Annotated in this window: 16 protein-coding genes; 6 read left to right on the top strand and 10 right to left on the bottom strand. The window is 72.0% G+C overall.

Features of this window, described 5'->3' with window-relative positions:
- Position 1 precedes the first annotated feature (1 nt).
- Together ACH54P_RS10105 and ACH54P_RS10100 are read right to left on the bottom strand one after the other, a co-directional pair.
- On the bottom strand, positions 2–946 hold the full coding sequence (locus ACH54P_RS10105) for a carbohydrate ABC transporter permease (RefSeq protein WP_489912091.1): 945 nt from the start codon (positions 944–946) through the stop codon (positions 2–4).
- 33 nt (positions 947–979) lie between these two features.
- Complete coding sequence (locus ACH54P_RS10100) at positions 980–2,278, bottom strand: ABC transporter substrate-binding protein (RefSeq protein ID WP_489912090.1); 1,299 nt, start codon at positions 2,276–2,278, stop codon at positions 980–982.
- A gap of 177 nt (positions 2,279–2,455) precedes the next feature.
- Here ACH54P_RS10100 and ACH54P_RS10095 point away from each other — a divergent pair, with 177 nt between their 5' ends.
- The gene (locus ACH54P_RS10095; protein ID WP_489912089.1) at positions 2,456–3,499 is read left to right on the top strand and encodes a LacI family DNA-binding transcriptional regulator; all 1,044 of its coding nucleotides are present in this window, start codon (positions 2,456–2,458) and stop codon (positions 3,497–3,499) included.
- Positions 3,500–3,535: 36 nt separating this feature from the next.
- On the opposite strand, the gene ACH54P_RS10090 is transcribed toward ACH54P_RS10095, so the two are convergent.
- From ACH54P_RS10090 to ACH54P_RS10080, 3 genes are all read right to left on the bottom strand, one after another.
- Entirely contained in the window at positions 3,536–4,372 is an 837-nt protein-coding gene (locus ACH54P_RS10090) for a serine hydrolase (protein ID WP_489912088.1), read from the bottom strand.
- A gap of 93 nt (positions 4,373–4,465) precedes the next feature.
- Positions 4,466–5,341, bottom strand: a complete 876-nt coding sequence (locus ACH54P_RS10085) for a hypothetical protein (RefSeq protein WP_489912087.1) — start codon at positions 5,339–5,341, stop codon at positions 4,466–4,468.
- Positions 5,338–5,835: a SigE family RNA polymerase sigma factor gene (locus ACH54P_RS10080; RefSeq protein ID WP_489912086.1), complete on the bottom strand. Its 498-nt coding sequence runs from the start codon at positions 5,833–5,835 to the stop codon at positions 5,338–5,340. Before ACH54P_RS10080 ends, ACH54P_RS10085 begins: the two co-directional genes overlap by 4 nt.
- Positions 5,836–5,976: 141 nt before the next feature.
- Between ACH54P_RS10080 and ACH54P_RS10075 the strand changes: the two genes are divergently transcribed.
- Positions 5,977–7,125 carry a mechanosensitive ion channel family protein gene (locus ACH54P_RS10075; RefSeq protein WP_489912085.1) on the top strand — a complete coding sequence of 383 codons (1,149 nt, stop codon included), beginning with the start codon at positions 5,977–5,979 and terminating at the stop codon, positions 7,123–7,125.
- Here the strand turns inward: ACH54P_RS10075 and ACH54P_RS10070 are convergent.
- Positions 7,112–7,942: a helix-turn-helix domain-containing protein gene (locus tag ACH54P_RS10070; protein WP_489912084.1), complete on the bottom strand. Its 831-nt coding sequence runs from the start codon at positions 7,940–7,942 to the stop codon at positions 7,112–7,114. The two genes, ACH54P_RS10075 and ACH54P_RS10070, sit on opposite strands and share 14 nt — an antisense overlap.
- Before the next feature lie 138 nt (positions 7,943–8,080).
- On the opposite strand from ACH54P_RS10070, the gene ACH54P_RS10065 reads away from it, so the two are divergent.
- Positions 8,081–9,100 carry an NADP-dependent oxidoreductase gene (locus ACH54P_RS10065; RefSeq protein ID WP_489912083.1) on the top strand — a complete coding sequence of 340 codons (1,020 nt, stop codon included), beginning with the start codon at positions 8,081–8,083 and terminating at the stop codon, positions 9,098–9,100.
- A 7-nt stretch (positions 9,101–9,107) separates the two neighbouring features.
- On the opposite strand, the gene ACH54P_RS10060 is transcribed toward ACH54P_RS10065, so the two are convergent.
- The 3 genes from ACH54P_RS10060 to ACH54P_RS10050 all read right to left on the bottom strand — a co-directional run bounded on the left by ACH54P_RS10060 (position 9,108) and on the right by ACH54P_RS10050 (position 12,882).
- A complete protein-coding gene (locus ACH54P_RS10060; RefSeq protein WP_489912082.1) occupies positions 9,108–10,109 on the bottom strand; it encodes an SMP-30/gluconolactonase/LRE family protein in 1,002 nt (333 codons plus the stop codon).
- Between the two features lie 26 nt (positions 10,110–10,135).
- Positions 10,136–11,767 carry a PQQ-dependent sugar dehydrogenase gene (locus ACH54P_RS10055; RefSeq protein WP_489912081.1) on the bottom strand — a complete coding sequence of 544 codons (1,632 nt, stop codon included), beginning with the start codon at positions 11,765–11,767 and terminating at the stop codon, positions 10,136–10,138.
- Between the two features lie 146 nt (positions 11,768–11,913).
- Positions 11,914–12,882: a helix-turn-helix transcriptional regulator gene (locus ACH54P_RS10050; RefSeq protein WP_489912080.1), complete on the bottom strand. Its 969-nt coding sequence runs from the start codon at positions 12,880–12,882 to the stop codon at positions 11,914–11,916.
- Positions 12,883–13,059: 177 nt separating this feature from the next.
- On the opposite strand from ACH54P_RS10050, the gene ACH54P_RS10045 reads away from it, so the two are divergent.
- Positions 13,060–16,464 (top strand): S8 family serine peptidase, encoded by a 3,405-nt coding sequence (locus tag ACH54P_RS10045; protein WP_489912079.1) that lies wholly within the window; start codon positions 13,060–13,062, stop codon positions 16,462–16,464.
- Between the two features lie 45 nt (positions 16,465–16,509).
- Here the strand turns inward: ACH54P_RS10045 and ACH54P_RS10040 are convergent, their stop codons facing one another.
- Positions 16,510–16,971 carry a hypothetical protein gene (locus tag ACH54P_RS10040; protein WP_489912078.1) on the bottom strand — a complete coding sequence of 154 codons (462 nt, stop codon included), beginning with the start codon at positions 16,969–16,971 and terminating at the stop codon, positions 16,510–16,512.
- A gap of 93 nt (positions 16,972–17,064) precedes the next feature.
- Here ACH54P_RS10040 and ACH54P_RS10035 point away from each other — a divergent pair, with 93 nt between their 5' ends.
- Positions 17,065–17,460 (top strand): DUF805 domain-containing protein, encoded by a 396-nt coding sequence (locus ACH54P_RS10035; RefSeq protein WP_489912077.1) that lies wholly within the window; start codon positions 17,065–17,067, stop codon positions 17,458–17,460.
- Positions 17,461–17,503: 43 nt separating this feature from the next.
- Entirely contained in the window at positions 17,504–19,318 is a 1,815-nt protein-coding gene (locus ACH54P_RS10030) for a serine/threonine-protein kinase (RefSeq protein ID WP_489912076.1), read from the top strand.
- Positions 19,319–19,343: the final 25 nt, after the last annotated feature.

The raw sequence follows: 19,343 nt of genomic DNA, 5'->3' as shown, positions 1-19,343 counted from the left end.
TCTAGGTGTCGAGGGCATTCCTCAGTCCTCTGATCTGGACGACGTAGGCGACCGCGATCGTGAGCGCGGCCATGACGAGCGCGAGCGCGGCCGCGTAGCCCTGCTGGGATCCGGTGAACGCCAGGTTGTACGCGTAGAGGTTGGGGGTGTAGTGGGTGGTGATCCCGCTGGTGGCCACCATGGACGGCAGGATCTGCGGCTCGTTGAAGATCTGGAACGTGCCGATGATCGAGAAGACGACCGCGATGACCACGGACCGCCGCAGGGCGGGCAGCTTGATCCGCCACACCACCTGGAACTCGTTCGCCCCGTCGAGCGCGGCGGCCTCGTACAGCTCGCGCGGGACGGCCTTGAGCACCGCGTGGAAGATCAGCATGTTGAAGCCGGTGAACGCCCAGGTGACCATCACGCCGATGGAGATGAGCGTGGTGCCCGGGGTGAAGGGGTCGAGGTCCGTGCCCAGCGCCTCGTCGAGGCTGCCGAACAGGCCGTACTTGACGCCCAGCAGGAAGCCCCACATCAGGGTGGACACCACGGCCGGCACCGCGTACGGGAGGAAGATCGACACCCGCAGGAACCGGGTCCCGTGCAACCGCCTGGAGTCCAGCGCCAGCGCGAGCGCCATGGCGAAGATCAGCATGAGCGGCACCTGGACGAGCGTGAACGCCAGCACCCGGCCCACGCTGTCCCAGAACTGCGCGTCCCGGAACAGCTTGGTGTAGTTGGCGAAGCCGGTGAACCGGGTGCCGCCGACGAGCTTCCGCTGGAAGAGGCTGAGGAACGCGGCGTAGATCACCGGGATGACGTACACGAGCGTGAACAACAGCGCGAAGGGCGCGATGAACACCAGCCCGATCTGCTTCTTGCCGCGTTTCCGGGCCGGCACCCGGTGTCGTCTCGTGCCCGGCGGCGCCACGGCCGTGGCGGTGGCGGTGGATGGGCCCATGTCCGCGGTGCTCCTTTCGGTCCGGGGAAGCCGTCAGTCCACCTGGAAGCCCTGTTCGTTGCCGTAGGCGATCATGCGTTTCTTCCACTCCTCGAGGATCCCGGCCAGCGAGCCCTGGCCCGTGGTGTAGAGCGGCGCGACGATGTCGCTGTAGGTCGACCGGGCCCACTCGAAGAACGGCGGGTACTGCCAGCCGCTCGCGACGGTCTTCGAGGCTTCGGCCAGCACGGGACCGACCTTCTGGCCGCCGAAGTACTGGTCGACCTTGCCCGGGGTCTCCGAGGTGAGCACCGCCGTGTTCGGCACGAAGGCACCGGCGTCGACGCGCGGCGCGAGACCGCCGCCGTGCGTGAAGTACTCGAGGAACTTGAACGCCGCCTCCTTGTTCCCGGAGGCCGCCGGGATGCCGAAGCCGCTTCCGCCGTTCTCGGCGCCGACTTTTTCGCCCGGCTGCCACTGCGGCATCAACGCGACCTTGAACCGGCCGGCGGCCTGGGGCGCGCGCTGCGGCAGGGACGAGGTCAGCCACCCGCCCATGGTCTGCGAGGCGAGGCTGCCGTCGTTGAGCGTGCGGTTCCAGTCGTCGGACCACGCCGTGACCTTGGTGTTGAGCAGGCCCTCGTCGAGCATCTTCTGCCAGAACGCCACGGCTTTCGTCGTGGCGGGCTGGGTGAAGTCGATGTGCACCTTGGTCCCGTCCACCCGGAACGGGCGCCCCCCGGCCTGCCAGATGAGCGAGAGCAGGAAGAAGAGGTCCCCGGTGTCCTGGGCGATGTAGTGGTCGCCGCCGAGCGCGCGGATCTTCTTGGCGGCCTCGTAGTACTCGTCCCACGTGGCCGGGGGCTGGTGCAGACCGGCCTTCGCGAAGGTGGTCTCGTTGTAGAACAGGACCGAGGGACCGTAGTCGGAAGGCAGCGCGAAGACCTTGCCTTCGACCGTGACGTCGTTCCACGCGGCCTCGACGTAGTCCTTCTTGAGGTTCTCGGCGCCGAGCCCGCCGAGGTCTTCGAGCTTGCCGGGGATGGCGAAGTAGGGCACCGCGAAGTACTCGAACATGGCGAGGTCGGGCACCCCCGAACCGGCCTGGATCGCGTTGTCGAGCGCGGTGTACTCGTCGAACGACGAGCCGGCGTTGACCACCTTGACCTTGATGCCGGGGTTCGCCGCTTCGAACCCTGGCACGGTCTTCGCGACGGTGTCGTCCCAGCTCCAGACCGTGAGGTTCGCCGGACCTGCACCGCCGCCGCCCTCCGGCCCGCTCGAGCAAGCGCCCAGTACGAGCATCGGCACGAGCGTCACGGCCAGGATGCGGGCTTTCGTGGGGACCCTCATGAGCCGCCTCCTCCTTGAGATGACTCGAAAATGTTTCGCATCATTTTCGGATGCTGGAGGCAAGCTACCCGGCATTTTTCTGCCCCGTCAAGGCTTGTCTGGGCGGCAGGTTGTGTCCACTCGACGGCTGTGTAATCTGGGCCGGGTTCGAAAAAGTTTCGACGAGACGGAGTCATGATGAACGGGCGATCTCGGTCCGAGCGGGCCACCCTGGCGGACGTCGCCCGGCTGGCCGGCGTCTCGCCGGCGACCGCCTCGAAGGTCCTCAACGGACGCAGCGACGTGGGGCCGGGCACCCGGGACGTCGTCCTCGCCGCCATCGCCGAACTCGGCTACAAGCCGACGACGGCCCGGCGGGACCTGCAGCGGGAGCGGACGCTCGTCACCGTGCTCGACATCGTGGAGTCGCGCTACGCCGGGACGGTGCTCCAAGGCATCCTCGTCGCCGCGACCGCCGCTCAGGCCGAGCTGCTCCTGCGCCTGCCGCCCCCGGACTGGACCGGTACGAGCCGGACCGCGGCCCGGGCTTGGGTCGCGGAGCTGCAGGCGTCCGGGGTCGCCGGCGTCGTCGCGCTCGCCGTCGCGGTGCCCGACTCGGTGCTCGTCGCCGCGGAAGAGGCGGAGCTGCCGGTGGTGACCATCGACCCGATCGACACGACCGACTCCCGGGTCGTGAGCATCGGCTCCACCAACTGGGCGGGCGGTCGCTCGGCGACCGAGCACGTCCTCGGGCTCGGCCACCGCCGGGTCGGCTGGATCGGCGGTCCGCTCGGCTCCGCCCCCTCGGCGGAACGCTTCCACGGGTACCAGGCCGCGCTGCACGCGGCGGGCCTCACGCTGGAGCAGGCGTTGATCCGCCACGACGCGTTCTCCGTCGAGGCGGGACTCCGGCACGGCCGCGAAATGCTGGCGCTCGGCGAGCGGCCCACGGCGATCGTCGCGGGCAACGACGAAATCGCCGTCGGCGTGCTCGCCGCGGCCCGCGAGCTCCACATCGCCGTTCCGGAGGAGCTGTCGGTGACCGGCTTCGACGACACCCCGCAGGCGCAGTGGACCACGCCCCGGCTGACGTCGGTCGGGCAGCCGCTCGCCGGGATGGGCCGGATGGCCGTCGAGACCGTCCTCGGCATGGCGGGCGGCCTCCGGCCCGCCTCCCGGCACCTCGAGCTGGCGACGACCCTCAACGTCCGCGACTCCACCGGCCCCGCGTCACCGGCCTGATCGCCCAGGGTGCGTTCCGGCGGTCGTGGCGGCGGCTCATCGCGGGGCGAACAGCTGCTGGGCCACGTTCATGCAGACATCGGCCCCGTACCGGTGCTCGGTGCCCTGGTCCGGGTAGTGCACCATGACCGCGAGCACCCAGTGGTCCCAGATCGCCAGGCAGTTCACCGCCCACCAGGTGCCGTGCCGCGTCCAGCCGTTCTTGACCGCCAGGCGCTCGCCCGCGAGGGCAGGCGCTTCCGGGATGCCGAACGCGTTGCCCGCCTCGACCGACCGCATGAGCTCCAGCAGCTTGGTCCGCCACGGTGGGCCCACCCCCGGGCCGCGGGCCACGCACCGGCCCAGCAGCGTCGCGTCGGCCGCCGACATCGTGGTCTTGGACCACCAGCCCGGGTGGCTCCGCGTCTCGTGCAACCCGCAGGTCCGGATCATCCGCCCGATCGAGTCGTCCCCGCCGAGCCGCAGGTACAGCGTCTGGGCGGCGTGGTCGTCACTGACCCGGATCATCCGGGTCAGCAGGCCCTCGTCGTCGGCCGAAAGCCGCGACTCGCGTGAGGCCAGGAAGTCCACGGCGAGCCAGATCTTGACCATGGATTCGGTCGTGTTGCGCGAGGTTCCGTCGCCGACCACGACCCCGGAGCCGAGCTCGCGCAACGCCCACGACCACTCGCCCCGGACCTCGACCGCCACCTCGGCGTCCTTCGGGCTCGGCGCGGCCGGACGCGTCATCGAGAACTGCGGCGAGGTGTTCGACGGCGGTGGCGAGGACAGGGGTCCCGGCGCCGCGGTCACGTTCGCGGGACGGAGGCAGATCGCCGCGGTGAACGCACCGACGATGACGGCCAGCAGGACGACGATCACGGCAGTACGCATCGAAATTCCTTCGACAGGGCGACACGCGACGGTGGTGAGACGACGAAGGGGCGCTGCCGCGCCCCTTCGGCTATTCCGCTGAACCGGGAATGGTCACCGGTTCAGCCGCACCGAATCCAGCAGCTCCAGTGCGGCCTGTTTGTTGGCCGGCGAGCTGTCGAGTTCGATGGTGTAGGCGCCGAGCGTCCGGCGCTGGTGCACGGGGAGCGGGTCCCCCGGGGAAGCGCTGTCCGAGGCCCGGCTGCTCAGCGAAACGAACATGGAGAAGCACCGGCTGTCGAGCGGGGCCCTCACCGCGTCGGCGTCGGGGCAGAGGACGAGGGTGTTGGTCTCGGGCTCGCTGGTGAACGTGACGACCTTCTGCCCGTCAGGGACGTGCACCGACTTCAGCGGCGAGGCGATCACCGGCGGGGTGGTCCCGACCTTGCCCAGCAGGGCGAGCATCTGCTCGGCCGTCACCGGTTTCGTGGTCCTCGCCCAGATCCATCGACCCGGCCCGTCCTGCCACATGACCGACTGCGGCTGGGAAATCTGGCCGGCGGTCGAAGGCTTCGCGGTCAGAGCGCTCTTCGGTGCGGTGCTTTCCCGGACTTCGATTTCGAACGCGTACTCGTGGTCCTGCCCGTAGTGCAGGCTGGCGAAGTGCGGCTGGACGGCCCAGTGCACCAACTCCCAAGAACGGTCCTCGAGACTCACCGGCGGCGCGGCCGGGGGCACCTTCTCGCCGGCCGGTGGCTCGGCCGGCACGGCGGGCAAGCGGCTCGCGGGCGTGGCCGGTGCCGGGGTGTCCCGGTTCAGCACCCCGAAGGTGCCCGCACCGATGGCGGCCACCGTGAGGGTCACCGCGGCGACGCCCACCGTCCGGCGCCGCCGGATCCGGCGGGTGGCGACGGTGAGCACGTCGGCGGGATCGGGCGCCAGGGATTCCTGAGCGCGCAGTGCGCGGCGCAACTCGTCGAGGTCGGTCAACCCACGTTCTCCTTGTCTTCGTCGAGCTGGATGCGCAGCGAGTTCAGGCCGCGCGAAATGTGGCTGCGCACCGTTCCGGTCGCGCAGCCGAGCACCGCCGCGATCTCGTCGTCGTCGCGGTCCTCGTAGAACCGCAACACGATCGACGCTCGTTGCGCGCGGCTCAGCCGTGCGAGCAGGCCGGTGAGCTGGTCGGCGTCCGCGATCCGCCGCGCCGGATCGGGCGCGGCCGGCTCCCGGAACCGGGCCACGTCCGAGGTCGGCTGCACGGACCGCTGGTACCACTGGCGGTGCCACGAGAGGTAGCCGTTGACGACCACCTTCCGCAGGTACAGATCGGGCCGATCCGCCGCCGCGATCCGCCGCCAGCTTTTGTGCGCGCGCACGAGAGCGTCCTGCACCACGTCCTGAGCCAGTTCCCGGTCACCGGTCAGGACGGCGGCGAAGCGCAGCAGGCTGGGCAGTTGTTCCCGTGCGAACTCTTCGAAGAGCACACCACTTAAGATGCCGCCCGCTCGCGATCTGTTGCAGTTGCGCCCGAGATCTCGGGCTCGCGCTGTGAGAACAGCCACCGTGTCGGAACGGGGCCGTGGTGGGTACGCCCCACGGGACGTGCGGCGAAAGGGAGGACACGCGTGTTCGACGGGTGGGGGCGGCTGGTGCCCGCGGTGGTCGTCGCGGCGACGGCGTTCGGGCTCTCCCTCGTGGTCGAGCACCTCTTCCGCCGGGTGGTCCGGCGGCTGGGCCGGCGTTCCGCGGTGCTGGCCGAGCTGACCGTGCACGCCCACCGGCCGCTCCTGTGGTTCGCCGCGGTGGTCGCGGTGCGCAGCGCCGCCGCCTTCGGCCTGCCGGACGGGCCGTGGCGGGAGCCGGTGAGCCACGGGCTGGGGCTGGCGTTGATCGGGGCCGGGGCGTGGCTCGTCGCCGGGACCTTGACGTCGCTCGAGCGGGCCGCGCTGTCGCGGCTGCGGGTCGACGTGCCGGACAACCGGCACGCCCGCCGCCTGCAGACGCAGGTCACCCTGGTCCGCCGGATCACCGTCGCCGGTGTCGCGCTGATCGCGTTCGGGGCGATGCTGATGACCTTCCCGGCCGCCCGTGCCGCGGGCACCAGCCTGCTCGCCTCGGCCGGCGTCGTCGGCGCGGTGGCCGCGCTCGCCGCGCAGTCCTTGCTCGGCAACGTGTTCGCCGGGATGCAGATCGCCTTCAGCGACGCCATTCGCCTCGACGACGTGGTGATCGTGGAGAACGAGTGGGGCCGCATCGAGGACATCACGTTGACCTACCTGGTGATCCACCTGTGGGACGACCGGCGGCTCGTGATGCCCACGTCCTACTTCATGTCCCAGCCGTTCGAGAACTGGACCCGGCGCGAAGCGGCGCTCCTCGGCACGGTCGAGCTGGATCTGGACTGGTCGGTACCGGTGGAGGAGATGCGCGAGGAGCTGCGCCGGATCCTGGGCGAGACCGACCTCTGGGACGGCCGGGTCAGCGTGCTGCAGGTGACCGACGCGGTGAACACGCTGATCCGGGTCCGTGCGCTGGTGAGCGCGGCCGACGCGCCGACGTTGTTCGACCTGCGCTGCCTGGTCCGCGAACAGCTGGTGCAGTGGGTCCGCCGGACCCATCCGGACGCGCTGCCCCGCCTGCGCACGGAACACCTGCAGGCGTCGCCGGCCCCGAAACCCGCCGAGCCCGCCGATCCCGCCCCGGGCCGGGGCTCCCGCCTCTTCGGCGACAGCGCGGACGGCAGAACCCGGGAGCGCACCTTCAACGGCCGGTGACGGCGGCCGTCACCGAAGACGCGCCGAGGAGAGCCAGCTTGTCGGCGTCCGAGGAGCCCGCTTCGGGGTGGTAGATGACGAGGCTGAGGCCGTCGGTTCCGCTGATCGCGAGCCGCTCGCGGTGCAGGCGCAGCTCGCCCACCTGCGGGTGGGCGAACGGGACCGAGGCGGCGCGCTGGGTCGCCACGTCGTGGCGGTTCCACAGCGTGCGGAAGCGTGGGCTCGCCACCGAAAGCTCGCCGATCAGCTCGGCGAAGCGCTGGTCGTCCGTGTCGGTGCCGACCGACTGGCGGAGGCCGGCGGCGTAGCACGCCGTGGTCCCGTCCCAGTCCAGGTGGAGCGCCTGCTCCGCCGGGTCGAGGAACAGGTCGAGCAGCTGGTTGCCGCCGGCGGCCAGACGCGGGGACAGCGCAGTCGCCAGAGGGTTGGCGGCCAGAATGTCGAAGTAGCGTCCCTCGACGAACGCCGGGTGCGGCAGGGTCGGCAGGAGCCGCAAGGTGCCGTCCGGCACGGTCTCCGGCCGCGGTCTCCGGCGGGGCTTCTCGGCAGCGAGGCTCAGCAGGTGGGTCAGCTGGTTGTCGTCGAGCTGCAGGACGCGGGCGAGGGACTCGAGGACCTGCACGGACGGGTGGCGGTCGCGTCCTCGCTCGAGGCGCAGGTAGTAGTCGACGCTGATGCCGGCGAGCATGGCGACCTCTTCGCGCCGCAGGCCGGGGACCCGCCGACCGCCGAGATCGGGGAGACCCGCCTGTTCGGGCGGGACGAGCTCGCGGCGGGCGCGCAGGTATTCACCCAGGTGGTTGGGCTTGCCGGTCATGAAATCCACCGTAACCGGCCGGTTCCCGGGGCTGGGAGGACCTGGCACTACCCGGGTCCGCCGGGGCACTGGTCCGGTTCCGGAACGCCGGGTTCCCTCGGCAGCGGCAGCAATCGTCCTACTCCCGGGAGAACAAGCATGAGCTCGCAGGTGAACCGGCAGATCGTCCTGGCCGCACGGCCGCACGGCATTCCGAAGGCGAGCGACTTCGAGATCGTGGAGTGCCCCGTGCCGGTGCCCGGCGCCGGGCAGGTGCTCGTCCGGAACGTCCTGGTGTCGCTGGACCCGTTCAACCGCATCTTGATGGGGAACGCGAACAGCGACCAGCCCCCGATCGAGCTCGGTGACCCGATGTTCGGCTTCACCGTCGGGGTCGTCGAGCGGAGCGACCACCCGGGCTTCCCGGTCGGCGTCCACGTCGCCGGCAGCACCGGGTGGCAGGACTACGCCGTGTCCGACGGGGCGGACCTGCGGGTGGTCGATCCGGACGCGGCGCCGTTGGCGGCGCACCTCGGCGTGCTCGGGGTGACCGGGCTGACCGCGTGGGTCGGGTTGACCAAGATCCTCGACCCGAAGCCGGGCGGAACGCTCGTCGTCACCGGCGCGGCCGGCGCCGTCGGTTCGGCCGCGGCGCAGCTCGGGAAGCTGCGGGGCCACCGGGTTGTCGGGATCGCGCGCGGCCCGGAGAAGACGCGTCACCTGCTCGAGGACCTCGGCCTGGACGCGGCCGTCGACCACGCGGCGCCCGGCTTCGCCGAGCAGCTCGCCCGCGCGGTGCCCGGCGGGATCGACACGGTCTACGACAACGTGGGTGCTTCCCTGCTGCCCGCGGTGCTGCCGCACGTGAACCGGGGCGCGCGGCTCGCCGTGGGCGGCGTGATGTCGCAGATCACGCGAACCGGCGCCGACGGAGGACCGGACCACCTGCCGGACCTGCTGCGGGCGGCGCTGTACAGGACGCTCACCATCCGCGGCTTCGACGTGACCAAGTTTTACCACTGCTACCCGGAGTTCCTCGCCGACGTCAGCCCGGCGGTCGCGGCGGGGAAGCTCCACCACCGGGCTCACGTCGTCGAAGGGCTCGAGACCATCCCCGTCGCGTTCCCGGACATGTTCACCGGCCGGATCGCCGGCAAGATGATCGCGAAGCTCCGCTGAGGCGCGTTCAGTACGGGTTGCCGGGCACGTTGAGGCGTATCTGGTAGAGACCGAAGGCGCCGGAAACCCCGGAGGTGAGGTACAGGGTCCGCCCGTCCGGTCCGCCGAACGCCGCGTTGGTGGTGTTGCGGCCGGCGGAAATGGTGCCGAGCTGGGCGCCCGACGGCGAGAAGACGTGGACGAGCCCTTCGTCGTAGGAGGCCCAGTACAGGTTGCCCGCGCAGTCGATCGTCGCGCCGTCGGGGGTCCGCATGCTCGCGAACGTCGTGCGGTTGCCGGTGGTGCCGTCGGGGAAGACGGTGTACTTCACGATCGCGTCGGCGCCGGTGGCCCCCACGTAGAGCGTCTTGCCGTCGGGGGACAGGACGACGCCGTTCGGCTGCGGCAGCGTGTCGTCGACGAGGCTGACCACGCCGTCGCGGACGCGGAAGACGCTGGTGCGGCCGCCTTGCTCGTCGGCGCGGTTGCCCCGCTGGTAGTTCGGGTCGGTGAAGTAGGTGGTGCCGTCCCGGCCGGTGGTCAGGTCGTTCGGCGAGTTGAACGCGCGGCCGAGGTAGCCGGCCGCGACGGTCGTCCGGCTGCGGTCGGCCAGGCTGTAGGAAGAAACGGTGCGGTTGTCGTGGGTGGCGGCGAGCACCCGCGTGCCGTCGGCCGTGATCGCCAGTCCGTTGCTGTCCGAGCCGTCGATGAACGTCTCGAAGGTGGCCGGCGGCGTGTACCGGAGCACCGCCGACGGCTGCACGCCCTGGGGACCGGTCGGGTTCTGCATGTGCGACAGCAGCAGCGTGCCGGTCCGCCGGTCCCAGGTCGGTCCTTCGAGGAAGGTGAACCCGCTCCGGATGAGCTGGGACGCCACCGCCTGGCCCGGCAACGGCGGACCGTAGGTCCCGTCCGGTGGGCACGGCGAGGCCGTGGTGGTGCCGGACGCGGCGGGCGGCACCACGCCCGCGATGACGATCGCCGCCGCCGTCACCGTCCACATGCGACGGGGTGTCCTGCGGTGAGCCATGACGGCTCTCCTTCCGTGAGGGGGGTTCACCGTCCGAGCTCGACCTTGAAGATGCTTTCGTTGCTGTTGTCGGCGATGCTGTCCTTGTCGCCGTAGTTGCTGGTGGTCAGCCACAAGCCGCCGTCGGCGGACGGTTCGACGGTCCGCAGCCGCCCGTACGTGCCGTTGAGGTACTGCTGGACGTCGGTCAGGCTGTCACCGGAAATTTCGGCCCGGTACAGCCGTGCTCCGCGCAGGCAGGCGATGTACAGGGCGTCGCGGACCACGGCGATGCCACTGCACGAACCTTCGGCGACGGGGTACGTGCGCTTGGGCGCGATGAAGCCGGCTTCGGCGCAGCTGCCCGTGGTGCCTTCGCAGCGGGGCCAGCCGTAGTTGCCGCCGCGGACGATCAGGTTGGTCTCGTCCATGACGTTGTTGCCGAATTCCTGTTCCCACAGCCGGCCCTGGGAGTCGAAGGCCAGCCCCTGCGGGTTGCGGTGGCCGTAGCTCCACACCGGGGTGCCGAAGGGGTTGTCCGCCGGAATCGTGCCGTCGGGGTTGATGCGCAGCACCTTGCCGGCGAGGTTGGCGAGGTCCTGGGCCCACTCGCCGTTCTGGCCGTCGCCGGTCGAGATGTAGAGCTTGCCGTCGGGCCCGAAGCGCAGCCGGCCGCCGTTGTGGTACTTGTTGCGCGGGATGCCGGTGAGCAGCACCTGCGGGGTGCCGCTGAGCACACCGCCGGTGTAGCGGACGCGCACCACCCGGTTGTCGGTCGAGCTGGTGTGCATGACGTACAGCCACGGGTCGGCCGCGAAGTCGGCGGCCACGGCCAGGCCGAGAACCCCGCCCTCGCCGTCGGTTCCCGCCACGCCCGGCATCCGCCCGGCCACGGTCTTCGTACCGGTGGCGGGGTCGAGGCGGACGATCTCGAAGGCGTCGCGGCGGCCGTAGAGCACCTGTCCGTCGGGCAGGGTGGTCAGGCCCCACGGCAGGTCGGTTTCGGTGGTGACCTTGGTGACCGAGCACAGCGCCGTGGCGCAGGAGGTTCCCGTCGTCACGGTGACCGCGGTGCTCGCGGCCGAGCGGTTGGCCTGGGCGTCGCGCGCCCGCACCTGGTACCGGTAGCGGGTGTTCGCGGCCAGGCCGCTGTCGGTGAACGACGTCGTGGCCGCGCCGCTGGTGGACCCCGCCGCGGTGCCGTTGCGGAGCACCTCGTAGCCCGTGACGCCGACGTTGTCGGTGGAGGGCGACCAGCGCACGGTGACGGTGGTGCCCGACGCCGTCGCCGTCACGCGGGTGGGAGTGGTGGGCGGCTCGGTGTCGGCCTGGCACTGCGGCACGGTGACGGTGACCGTGGTGCTGGCCTGGGAGACGTTGCCCGCGGCGTCGCGGGCGTTGACGTACAGGCCCCAGGTGGCTCCCGGCACGGCGGTCAGCTGGGCCGACAGCGCCGTGCCCGGCACCGAGGTCATGAACTGGCCGTCGTGGTAAATGTCGTAGAAGGCCACGCCGACGTCGTCGGACGACGCCGACCACGAGAACGTCAGCCCGGTGCACGTCAGGTTCGAGGCGCGGGGGCCGGCCGGCGTGGTCGGGGGCGTGGTGTCGGCGTCGGCGGCCGAAGCGACCGGCGACGGAAGCACGACACCCAGGCCCAGCAGCACCACTGTGGTCACCGCGCGGAGGCCCGTGCGGTTCCTTCTCGGAGTAGCTCGCATGGTGTTCCTCTCTCAGGGACGCGAAGCCACTGGGAGCGCTCCCAGGCACCGTAGCGCAAATCGTTTGCCGCCGACAAGGCCGGTGAGCGGGTATCCAACCACGCTCAGATCCAGCCACGCCGGGTGGCTTCCATCGCGATCTGGAACCGCGTCCGGGCCCCGGTCCGCTGCATCAGCTTGGTGACGTGGCGCTGCACCGTCCGTTCGCTCCAGCCGAGCGCCCGGCCCACGGCCTTGTCGGTCACCCCGGAAGCCAGCAGCGCCAGCAGTTTCGACTCGTCCGCGGAGAGCTCGCCGGGATCGGCGGTGCCGAACCGCACCGGCACGCTGCGCGTCCACACCGACTCGAACAGCGCGATCAGCGCGTCCAGCAGCGGTGACGGGTGGATGAGGTACGACGCGGTGAGCGCGGGATCGCCCGGGCGCATCAGGGGGATGATCGCGAGGCGGTTGTCGGCGATCGCCAGCTTCATCGGGACGTCGCCCGCGATCCTGGCCTGCTCGCCGTGCCGCACCCCCAGCTCGATGTCGTCGAGCAGCCCCGGCAGCTCGACCGCGCTCTTGTCGTAGACCACGCGGTACTTGACCCCGCGTTCCAGCAGCGCGAGCTCCACGTGGTTGGGCTCGCCGTGCCCTTGCGGAGCCGCGTACGGCGGCCGGTCGAACCCGCGCATCTGCACCCGGATGTCCTGCTGCATGCTCGTCCAGCGGTCGTTGACCTCGTCCCGCCCGGAGATCACCTCGACCAGTTCGCCCGGGTGCGCGAACCGCGTGCTCGCGCGGTAGGTCTCCATCAGCGTGCCGATGTGGCGGCGCGTGTCGCGCAGCGCGGCCTCGCGCTCGCGAAGGACCGCCTCGATGGCCCGGTCGGGCGGCACGACCACGTACCGGGTCGGGCGTCCGGCGGAGCGCGTCGCCAGGCCGGCCTCGACGAGTGCCTGCAGCGCCCGCCGGGTCGCGGGCAGCGAGCGGTGCGTGTCCTGGGCGAGGTCGGGGGCGGTCGCCTGGGTGCGCCGGACGAGCGCGTTGTAGGTCGCCTCGTCCGCGCCGCTCAGCCCGATCGGCTCCAGCACCGTCGTCGCCCCTCCCTTGTGTCGGGTTTCCGACACCTGACCGGAATCCGCCGCCTCGGTGAGCTTGTCACGCGGTGATCATTCCTGCACCGTTTGGAAGTCGACGGCGCGCAACCTCACACGGGGCGCGCCGTCTCGCTTGTCCGCCGCGAACTGACGGAACGAAGGAGTCTCCCCATGTCCCTGTCCGCCGTGCGGACCCGTGGCCGGCACCTGGTGCTCGCGGTGCTCGTCACCGCCGGGGCCCTCGGTGCCGGGCCGGCGGCGGCCGCCGCCGGCCCGCCGCCCGCGGCCGCCCACTCGAAGATCGCGAAGGAACTGCTCGACCGGATGGCCGGTGCCCGATCCGGCCCGGAGGCGAAGTTCGAGGCGGTTGTCGTCCTCAAGGACCGCGGTCTGCGGCCGTCGGCGCCGGCGGCCGCGCGCAAGGCGCTCACGGATTCGGCGACGGCCATGCAGGCCCCGGTCGTGGACCTCGTCGGGGCCCGCCGGGACCAGGTGGTGGGCACCTTCTGGCTCAAGAACATGGTGCTCGTCCGCGCCACCCCGGACACCCTCGCCGCGGTCGCCGCGTTGCCGCTGGTCGACCGCGTGATCCCCAACTTCACGCTGCACTCGCCGACCGAGCCCCGGAGGCCGCAGGCGGCGGCGGACCCCGCGGTGGCCTGGGGCGTGCAGAAGATCGGCGCCGACAAGGTCCAGCGGGACGGCGGCACCGGCGCCGGGGTACGGGTGGCGATCCTCGACACCGGCATCGACACCCAGCACCCGGATCTGGCGGGCAAGCTCGTCAGCGCCGATCCGGCGAACCCGGAGCACCCGGGTGGCTGGCTCGAGTTCGCCGCCGACGGCTCCCCGGTCCACTCCACCCCGCACGACAGCTCCTACCACGGCACCCACGTGGCGGGCACCATCGCCGGCGGGCACAGCTCGGGCACGCAGATCGGTGTCGCCCCCGGCGCGGAACTGATGGCGGGGCTCGTCATCCCGGGCGGCACCGGCACCCTCACCCAGGTGGTCGCCGGGATGCAGTGGGCGATCGCGCCGTACGACGCCGACGGCAAGCCGGCGGGCGAGCCCGCGGACGTCGTGAGCATGTCGCTCGGCGAAGAGGGCTACAGCAGCGAGATGGTCGAGCCCGCCCGCAACATCTACCTGGCGGGCGCGTTCCCGGCCTTCGCCATCGGCAACGAGTGCGTCGCGGGCGGTTCGGCGGCGCCCGGCAACGTCTTCGAAGCGACCGGCGTCGGCGCGACCGACGCCGACGACAACGTGCCGGACTTCTCGTGCGGCGGGGTCGTGCGGAAGAAGGACTGGGCCGACGCCCCGGCGAACTGGCCGGACAGCTACGTCGTGCCGGACCTGTCCGCGCCCGGCGTCGACGTCCTGTCGTCGCTGCCCGGCGGTGAGTACGGCCTGCTGAGCGGCACGTCGATGGCGACCCCGCACGTCTCGGGCACCGTCGCGCTGATGCTGCAGGCGAACCCGCGCCTGACCCCGGACGAGACAGTGGACATCCTGACCGGCACGGCGTTCTTCGACGACCGTTACGGCGCGCGGCCGAACACCCGCTTCGGCGCGGGCCGGATCGACGCGGCCGCCGCCGTCGCCGAGGCGCGCCTCGCCAGCGGCATCACCGGGACGGTCACCGCGGACAAGCCCCGGGATCCGTTGCGGGGCACGACGATCACCGTGGCGGCCACCGGCCGGTCGTACACCAGCGACGCCGAGGGGCACTTCAAGATCCGCGTGCCCGCGGGCACCTACGACCTGACGCTGTCCCGCTTCGGGTATCACGACCAGCGCGTGCGGGCCGTGGTGACCGGCGGGAAGCTGACGGACCTGCGGGTCGCGCTGAAGCCGACGCCACGGGGCGTCATCACCGGCCGCGTCACCTACGGGCCGACGGGCTCGACGGTGCCGGGCGCGACCGTGCGGGTGGCGGACGTGCTCGACGAGCTCACCGCCGTCTCGGACGGAAACGGCCGCTACACCATCAAGGACGTGCCGGAAGGCAGCTACCGGGTGGCCGCCTCGGCAGCGGGGATCTCCGCCGCGAACCCGCGGCAGGTCACCGTGAACCCGAGGTGGCCCGCCGCGGCCGATTTCGCGCTGCCGCGGCCGCCGTCGACGCAGCGGGCCTCGGTGACCCGCGACGGCGGGCAGGTCCACGCCGAGACCTTCTGGCCCGCCATGAGCGGCGACGGCGGGGTGATCGCGTTCGCCAGCATGTCCGGGGAGATCGCGCCCGGCGAGGCGAACGACGACATGGACGTCTTCGCCAGGGACACCCGCACCGGCGTGATCGAACGGATCTCGGCCGCGGCGGACGGCACCGGCGCGGACGCGTGGGCGATCAGCCCGACGATCAGCCCGGACGGGCGGTACGTCGGCTTCCTCAGCGGCGCGACCAACCTCGTGCCGGGGGACGTCAACGGGGTGCCCGACTCCTTCGCGCACGACCGGCGGACGGGGGCGAACGAGCTGATTTCGGTGTCCTCCGACGAGCGGCAGGCCGACGGTCTGTCCGGGCAGCCGGTCTTCAGCGCCGACGGCCGGTACGCGGTGTTCCTCAGCCAGGCCACGAACCTGGTGCCGGGGGACACGAACGGCAGGCAGGACGTCTTCCTGCGCGACCGGGTGGCCGGGACGACCGAGCGCGTCTCCGTGGGTGCCGCCGGCGTGCAGGCGGACGGCGACTCGCTGGAACCGAGCGTCAGCGCCGACGGGCGGTTCGTCGCGTTCGAGAGCGGAGCGGAGAACCTGGTGCCCGGCGCCGCCAACGACCACCGGGACGTCTTCGTGCGCGATCGGCGGACCGGGACGACGGAGGTGCTCCCGGCGCCGGCCGGGGTGGCGGTGACCCAGCCGTCGATCAGCGCGGACGGCCGGATGGTGGCCTACGCGAACAGCGGCCCCGACGCGCCTTCGCAGGTCTCCGTGTACGACCGGCAGACCCACGCGAGCACGCTGGTGTCGCAGGCGGCGAGCGGGACCGGCGGGGCGGACGCGTACACGGCGAGCCCGAGGATCAGCGGTGACGGGAACTACGTCGCGTTCTTCAGCTTCGCCGCCAACCTCGTCCCCGGCGACGACGGCACGTCGGACGTGTTCGTGCGCGACCTGCGGGCGCGGACGACGGCCAAGGTGTCCGGCGGGCTGGGTGGCGGGCTGGGCGACGCCTACAGCGACTTCCCGTCGATCAGCACCGACGGCAAGTACGTCGCGTTCGAAAGCGAGGCGACGAACCTCGTCGAGGACGACACGAACGGCTACTCGGACATCTTCGTCCACGACCGGGCACCCGGTCCGGAGCCGCGGTTCGCGGTGGCGGACCTCCACACCGAGGCCGGCCACGGCCGGGCACCGGTGCGGATCACGGCGTCGGTGAAGGACGTCGGCGAGGTCGCGGGGACGTACCAGGCGGTGCTGTGGATCGACGGCGCGGTCGCCGCCGAGCGTGCGGTGTCCGTGCGGAGGGACCAGACCAGCCGGGTCTCGTTCGAGGTGCGCGACCTGCCGCGCGGAACCCACGCGGTGCGGCTCGGCACGCTCACCGGCTCGGTGACCGTGGGCCGGTGAGGGAGAGGAGCCGGGAGAGCGGTGCCGCGCTCCTGGCTCCTCCTCTCACCACCGGCGGAGGCGGTGGCCGGCGTCACCCCAGAACGAGGTGAGCCGGACACCGTCTTCGGTGACGAAGAACCAGGCTCCGACGACCACCCCGCCGAGACCGAGCACGTTGGTGAGCACCGGCAGCACGTACGGCAGCGTGTCCGTGCCGCCGAGCGTGTCCAAGGCGATCAGGCGCAGGGTCGACGGCGTGGCGATCAACGCCCCGAGCAGGACCAGCCCGAGCCAAGCCAGCTTCCACCGCCGGCGCCCGGCGGCGCTGAACACCCGCACGCGCAACCGGCTCTCGCACGAGCCGCAGGCCACCGCGGCTTCGGCTACGCCGGTGGCGGGCCGCGGGACCGGGATGTCGCTCAGCGAGTACCGGACGGTGGTCGTGGCCACGACGACGTACTCGCGATGCCGCTCGCCGTGGATGCAGGCCAGCCGCACCTGCGGGTACTCGCCTGTCCTGGCCACTGCTGCCTCACCACCCCCGTGCTGCGCGATGCTCGGCAGTATCGGGCGGGATCCCGGGGACCCGTCCCCGGCCACGCGCCCCATGCTCGGCGCATGCAGCTGGAGGGTGCGCCGGCCACCACGGGGCGGAGCAGGATCGGTTTCGGAGCCGCGCTGGCTCGCGCGGTGCGCCTGAGCTTCCGGTTCCGGGGCCGGGCCTCGCGGCCGGAGTTCTGGTACTTCTTCCTGGCCTACGCGGCGCTGTTCCTGGCGATCGGGAGCATCGAGGCGGCCTCGGGCGAGGAGTGGGTGTACACGGTCGGCACCGTGCTCTACCTGCCGTGGCTGGTGCCGTTCGTCAGCGTCGGGGTCCGGCGGCTGCACGACGTCGGACGCACCGGCTGGTGGAGCGTCGGCATCGTCTCCTGCATCGGCTGGCTCTTCCTCCTCGCGTTCTGGAGCGAGCGGGGCAAGCCGGGGGAGAACCGGTTCGGCCCGCCGCCGAGGTGACGCGGGGTCAGCGAGGTGTCACGGCGTTTCGTAGACTGCTCGCGTGCACAAGGGGCGAGTCGTGGCCGGCCGTTATCGGTTGGAGGAGGAGCTCGGCCGCGGTGGCATGGGCGTCGTGTGGCGGGCGGTCGATCTCGAGCTCGGCAGGCAGGTGACGCTCAAGCGGGCGCTGGGTGAGGACGCGGGGCAGATCCGGCGTGAGGCGCGGATCGGGGCCGGGCTGCTGCACTCGAACGTCGTCACGGTCTTCGACACGGTCGTCGACGGGGACGACCGGTGGCTGGTCACGGAGTACCTGGCCGCCCGGAGTCTCGAGGAGCTCGTCGACGACGGCGGGCCGCTGCCGGAGGACCGCGTCCGGCGGATCGGCGCGCAGCTCGCCGCGGCGCTCGCGGACATGCACTCCCGCGGCATCGTCCACCGCGACGTCAAGCCGGGCAACGTCCTGGTGACCGCGGACGACGTCGTCAAGCTGACCGACCTGGGCATCGCCCGCTGGACCGAGGTCACCCGCACCGGCGGCGCCCAGCTCACCGGCACCCTGGGGTACGTCGCGCCGGAGGTGGCCGACGGCGCCGAAGCCGGGCCCGCTTCGGACGTCTTCTCCCTGGGGGCCACCCTCTACGCCGCGATCGAGGGGCGGTCACCGTGGGGCTCGGGCGAGGACGGCCCGTTCGCGCAGATGCGCCGCGCCGCCGCCGGACGCCCCGCGCCCGCCGAGCGCGCGGGACGGTTCGCGCCGGTGCTCGCCGCGCTGATGGCCCGGCACCCCGCCGACCGGCCCAGCGCCGCCGAGGCGGTCGCGCTGCTCACGGCGGACGCGCCCGTGCCTCTACGTCGACCCGGTGGCCGTCTGCGCCGCCGGCTGCTCGCCGGGGCCGCGGTGGCGGCCGTGGCCGCGCTGGTCGCCGGGTTCGTCCTCGGCCGGCCCCTGTGGACGACCACCGACGGCGCAGCGGCCGGGCCGACCACCCACGGCGCACCGGCCGGGGCGAACACCCTCGGCGCCGACCCGGCCGCGACCGACCCGTGCGCGGCGATCTCGCTCAACTCGCTCACCGCGTTCGGGGAGCCGTTCGTGGACCCCGAGGTGCTGAACTTCGGCAGCTGCGTGGTCACGACCACGCTGGTCGGCAAGAACGGGCAGGTGCAGACCCGGCTCGATCTGACCGGCCCGCTGCGGTACCCGCCCCGGCCGCCGGTGCCCGGCAAGATGGGCGAAATCGAGTATCCCGAGATGCACGACGGCTCCTGCGAGCGCGCCATTTCGCTGGCCGACGCCAACCGGATCGTCGTCACCTCACACCCGCTGGACGACCGCGCGAAGGACGCGCCGCTGTGCTCCTTCTCGGAGTCGGTGCTGTCCGGCGTGCTGACCACGCTCGCCAACGGGCCCCTGCCGCGGCGCGCCCAACCGCTCCCGGACTGGTCGCTGGTCCACGTCGACGCCTGCGGCCTGCTCGACGACGCCACGACGTCGGGCGTGCTGGGCCAGGCCAAGAAACCGGACCGCGGGTTCGGCGGCTGGGGCTGCACCTGGGAGCACGATCCGCGCACGATCAGCGTGGAGTACAGCCGGGAATGGCCGATCGAGGCGGACGAGGAGGTCCCGGGCGACCGGATCCGCGTGGGGAACCGCAACGCCGTCGTCGCGCCGGTGGCGGGCGGGCACCCGGAGTGCGCCGTCATGGTCGTGCACCACGTCTACACCCCGGCGCTGCCGGTGCTGAACGGCACCCCTCCGGAGCGGGAGGAGGTCGCCAAGGTCTCCGTCGAGGACACCGCGGCGGCGGGTGGGGACGCGCTGTGCGCGACCGCGCGCTCGCTGGCGGAGGTCCTCGTCCGGCAGCTGCCGTGAACCGGGGACCGGTCCCCGGTGGCCT

The organism is Amycolatopsis sp. N2S4-7, assembly GCF_058119595.1.
This window is presented reverse-complemented; position numbering and strand designations above follow the sequence as displayed.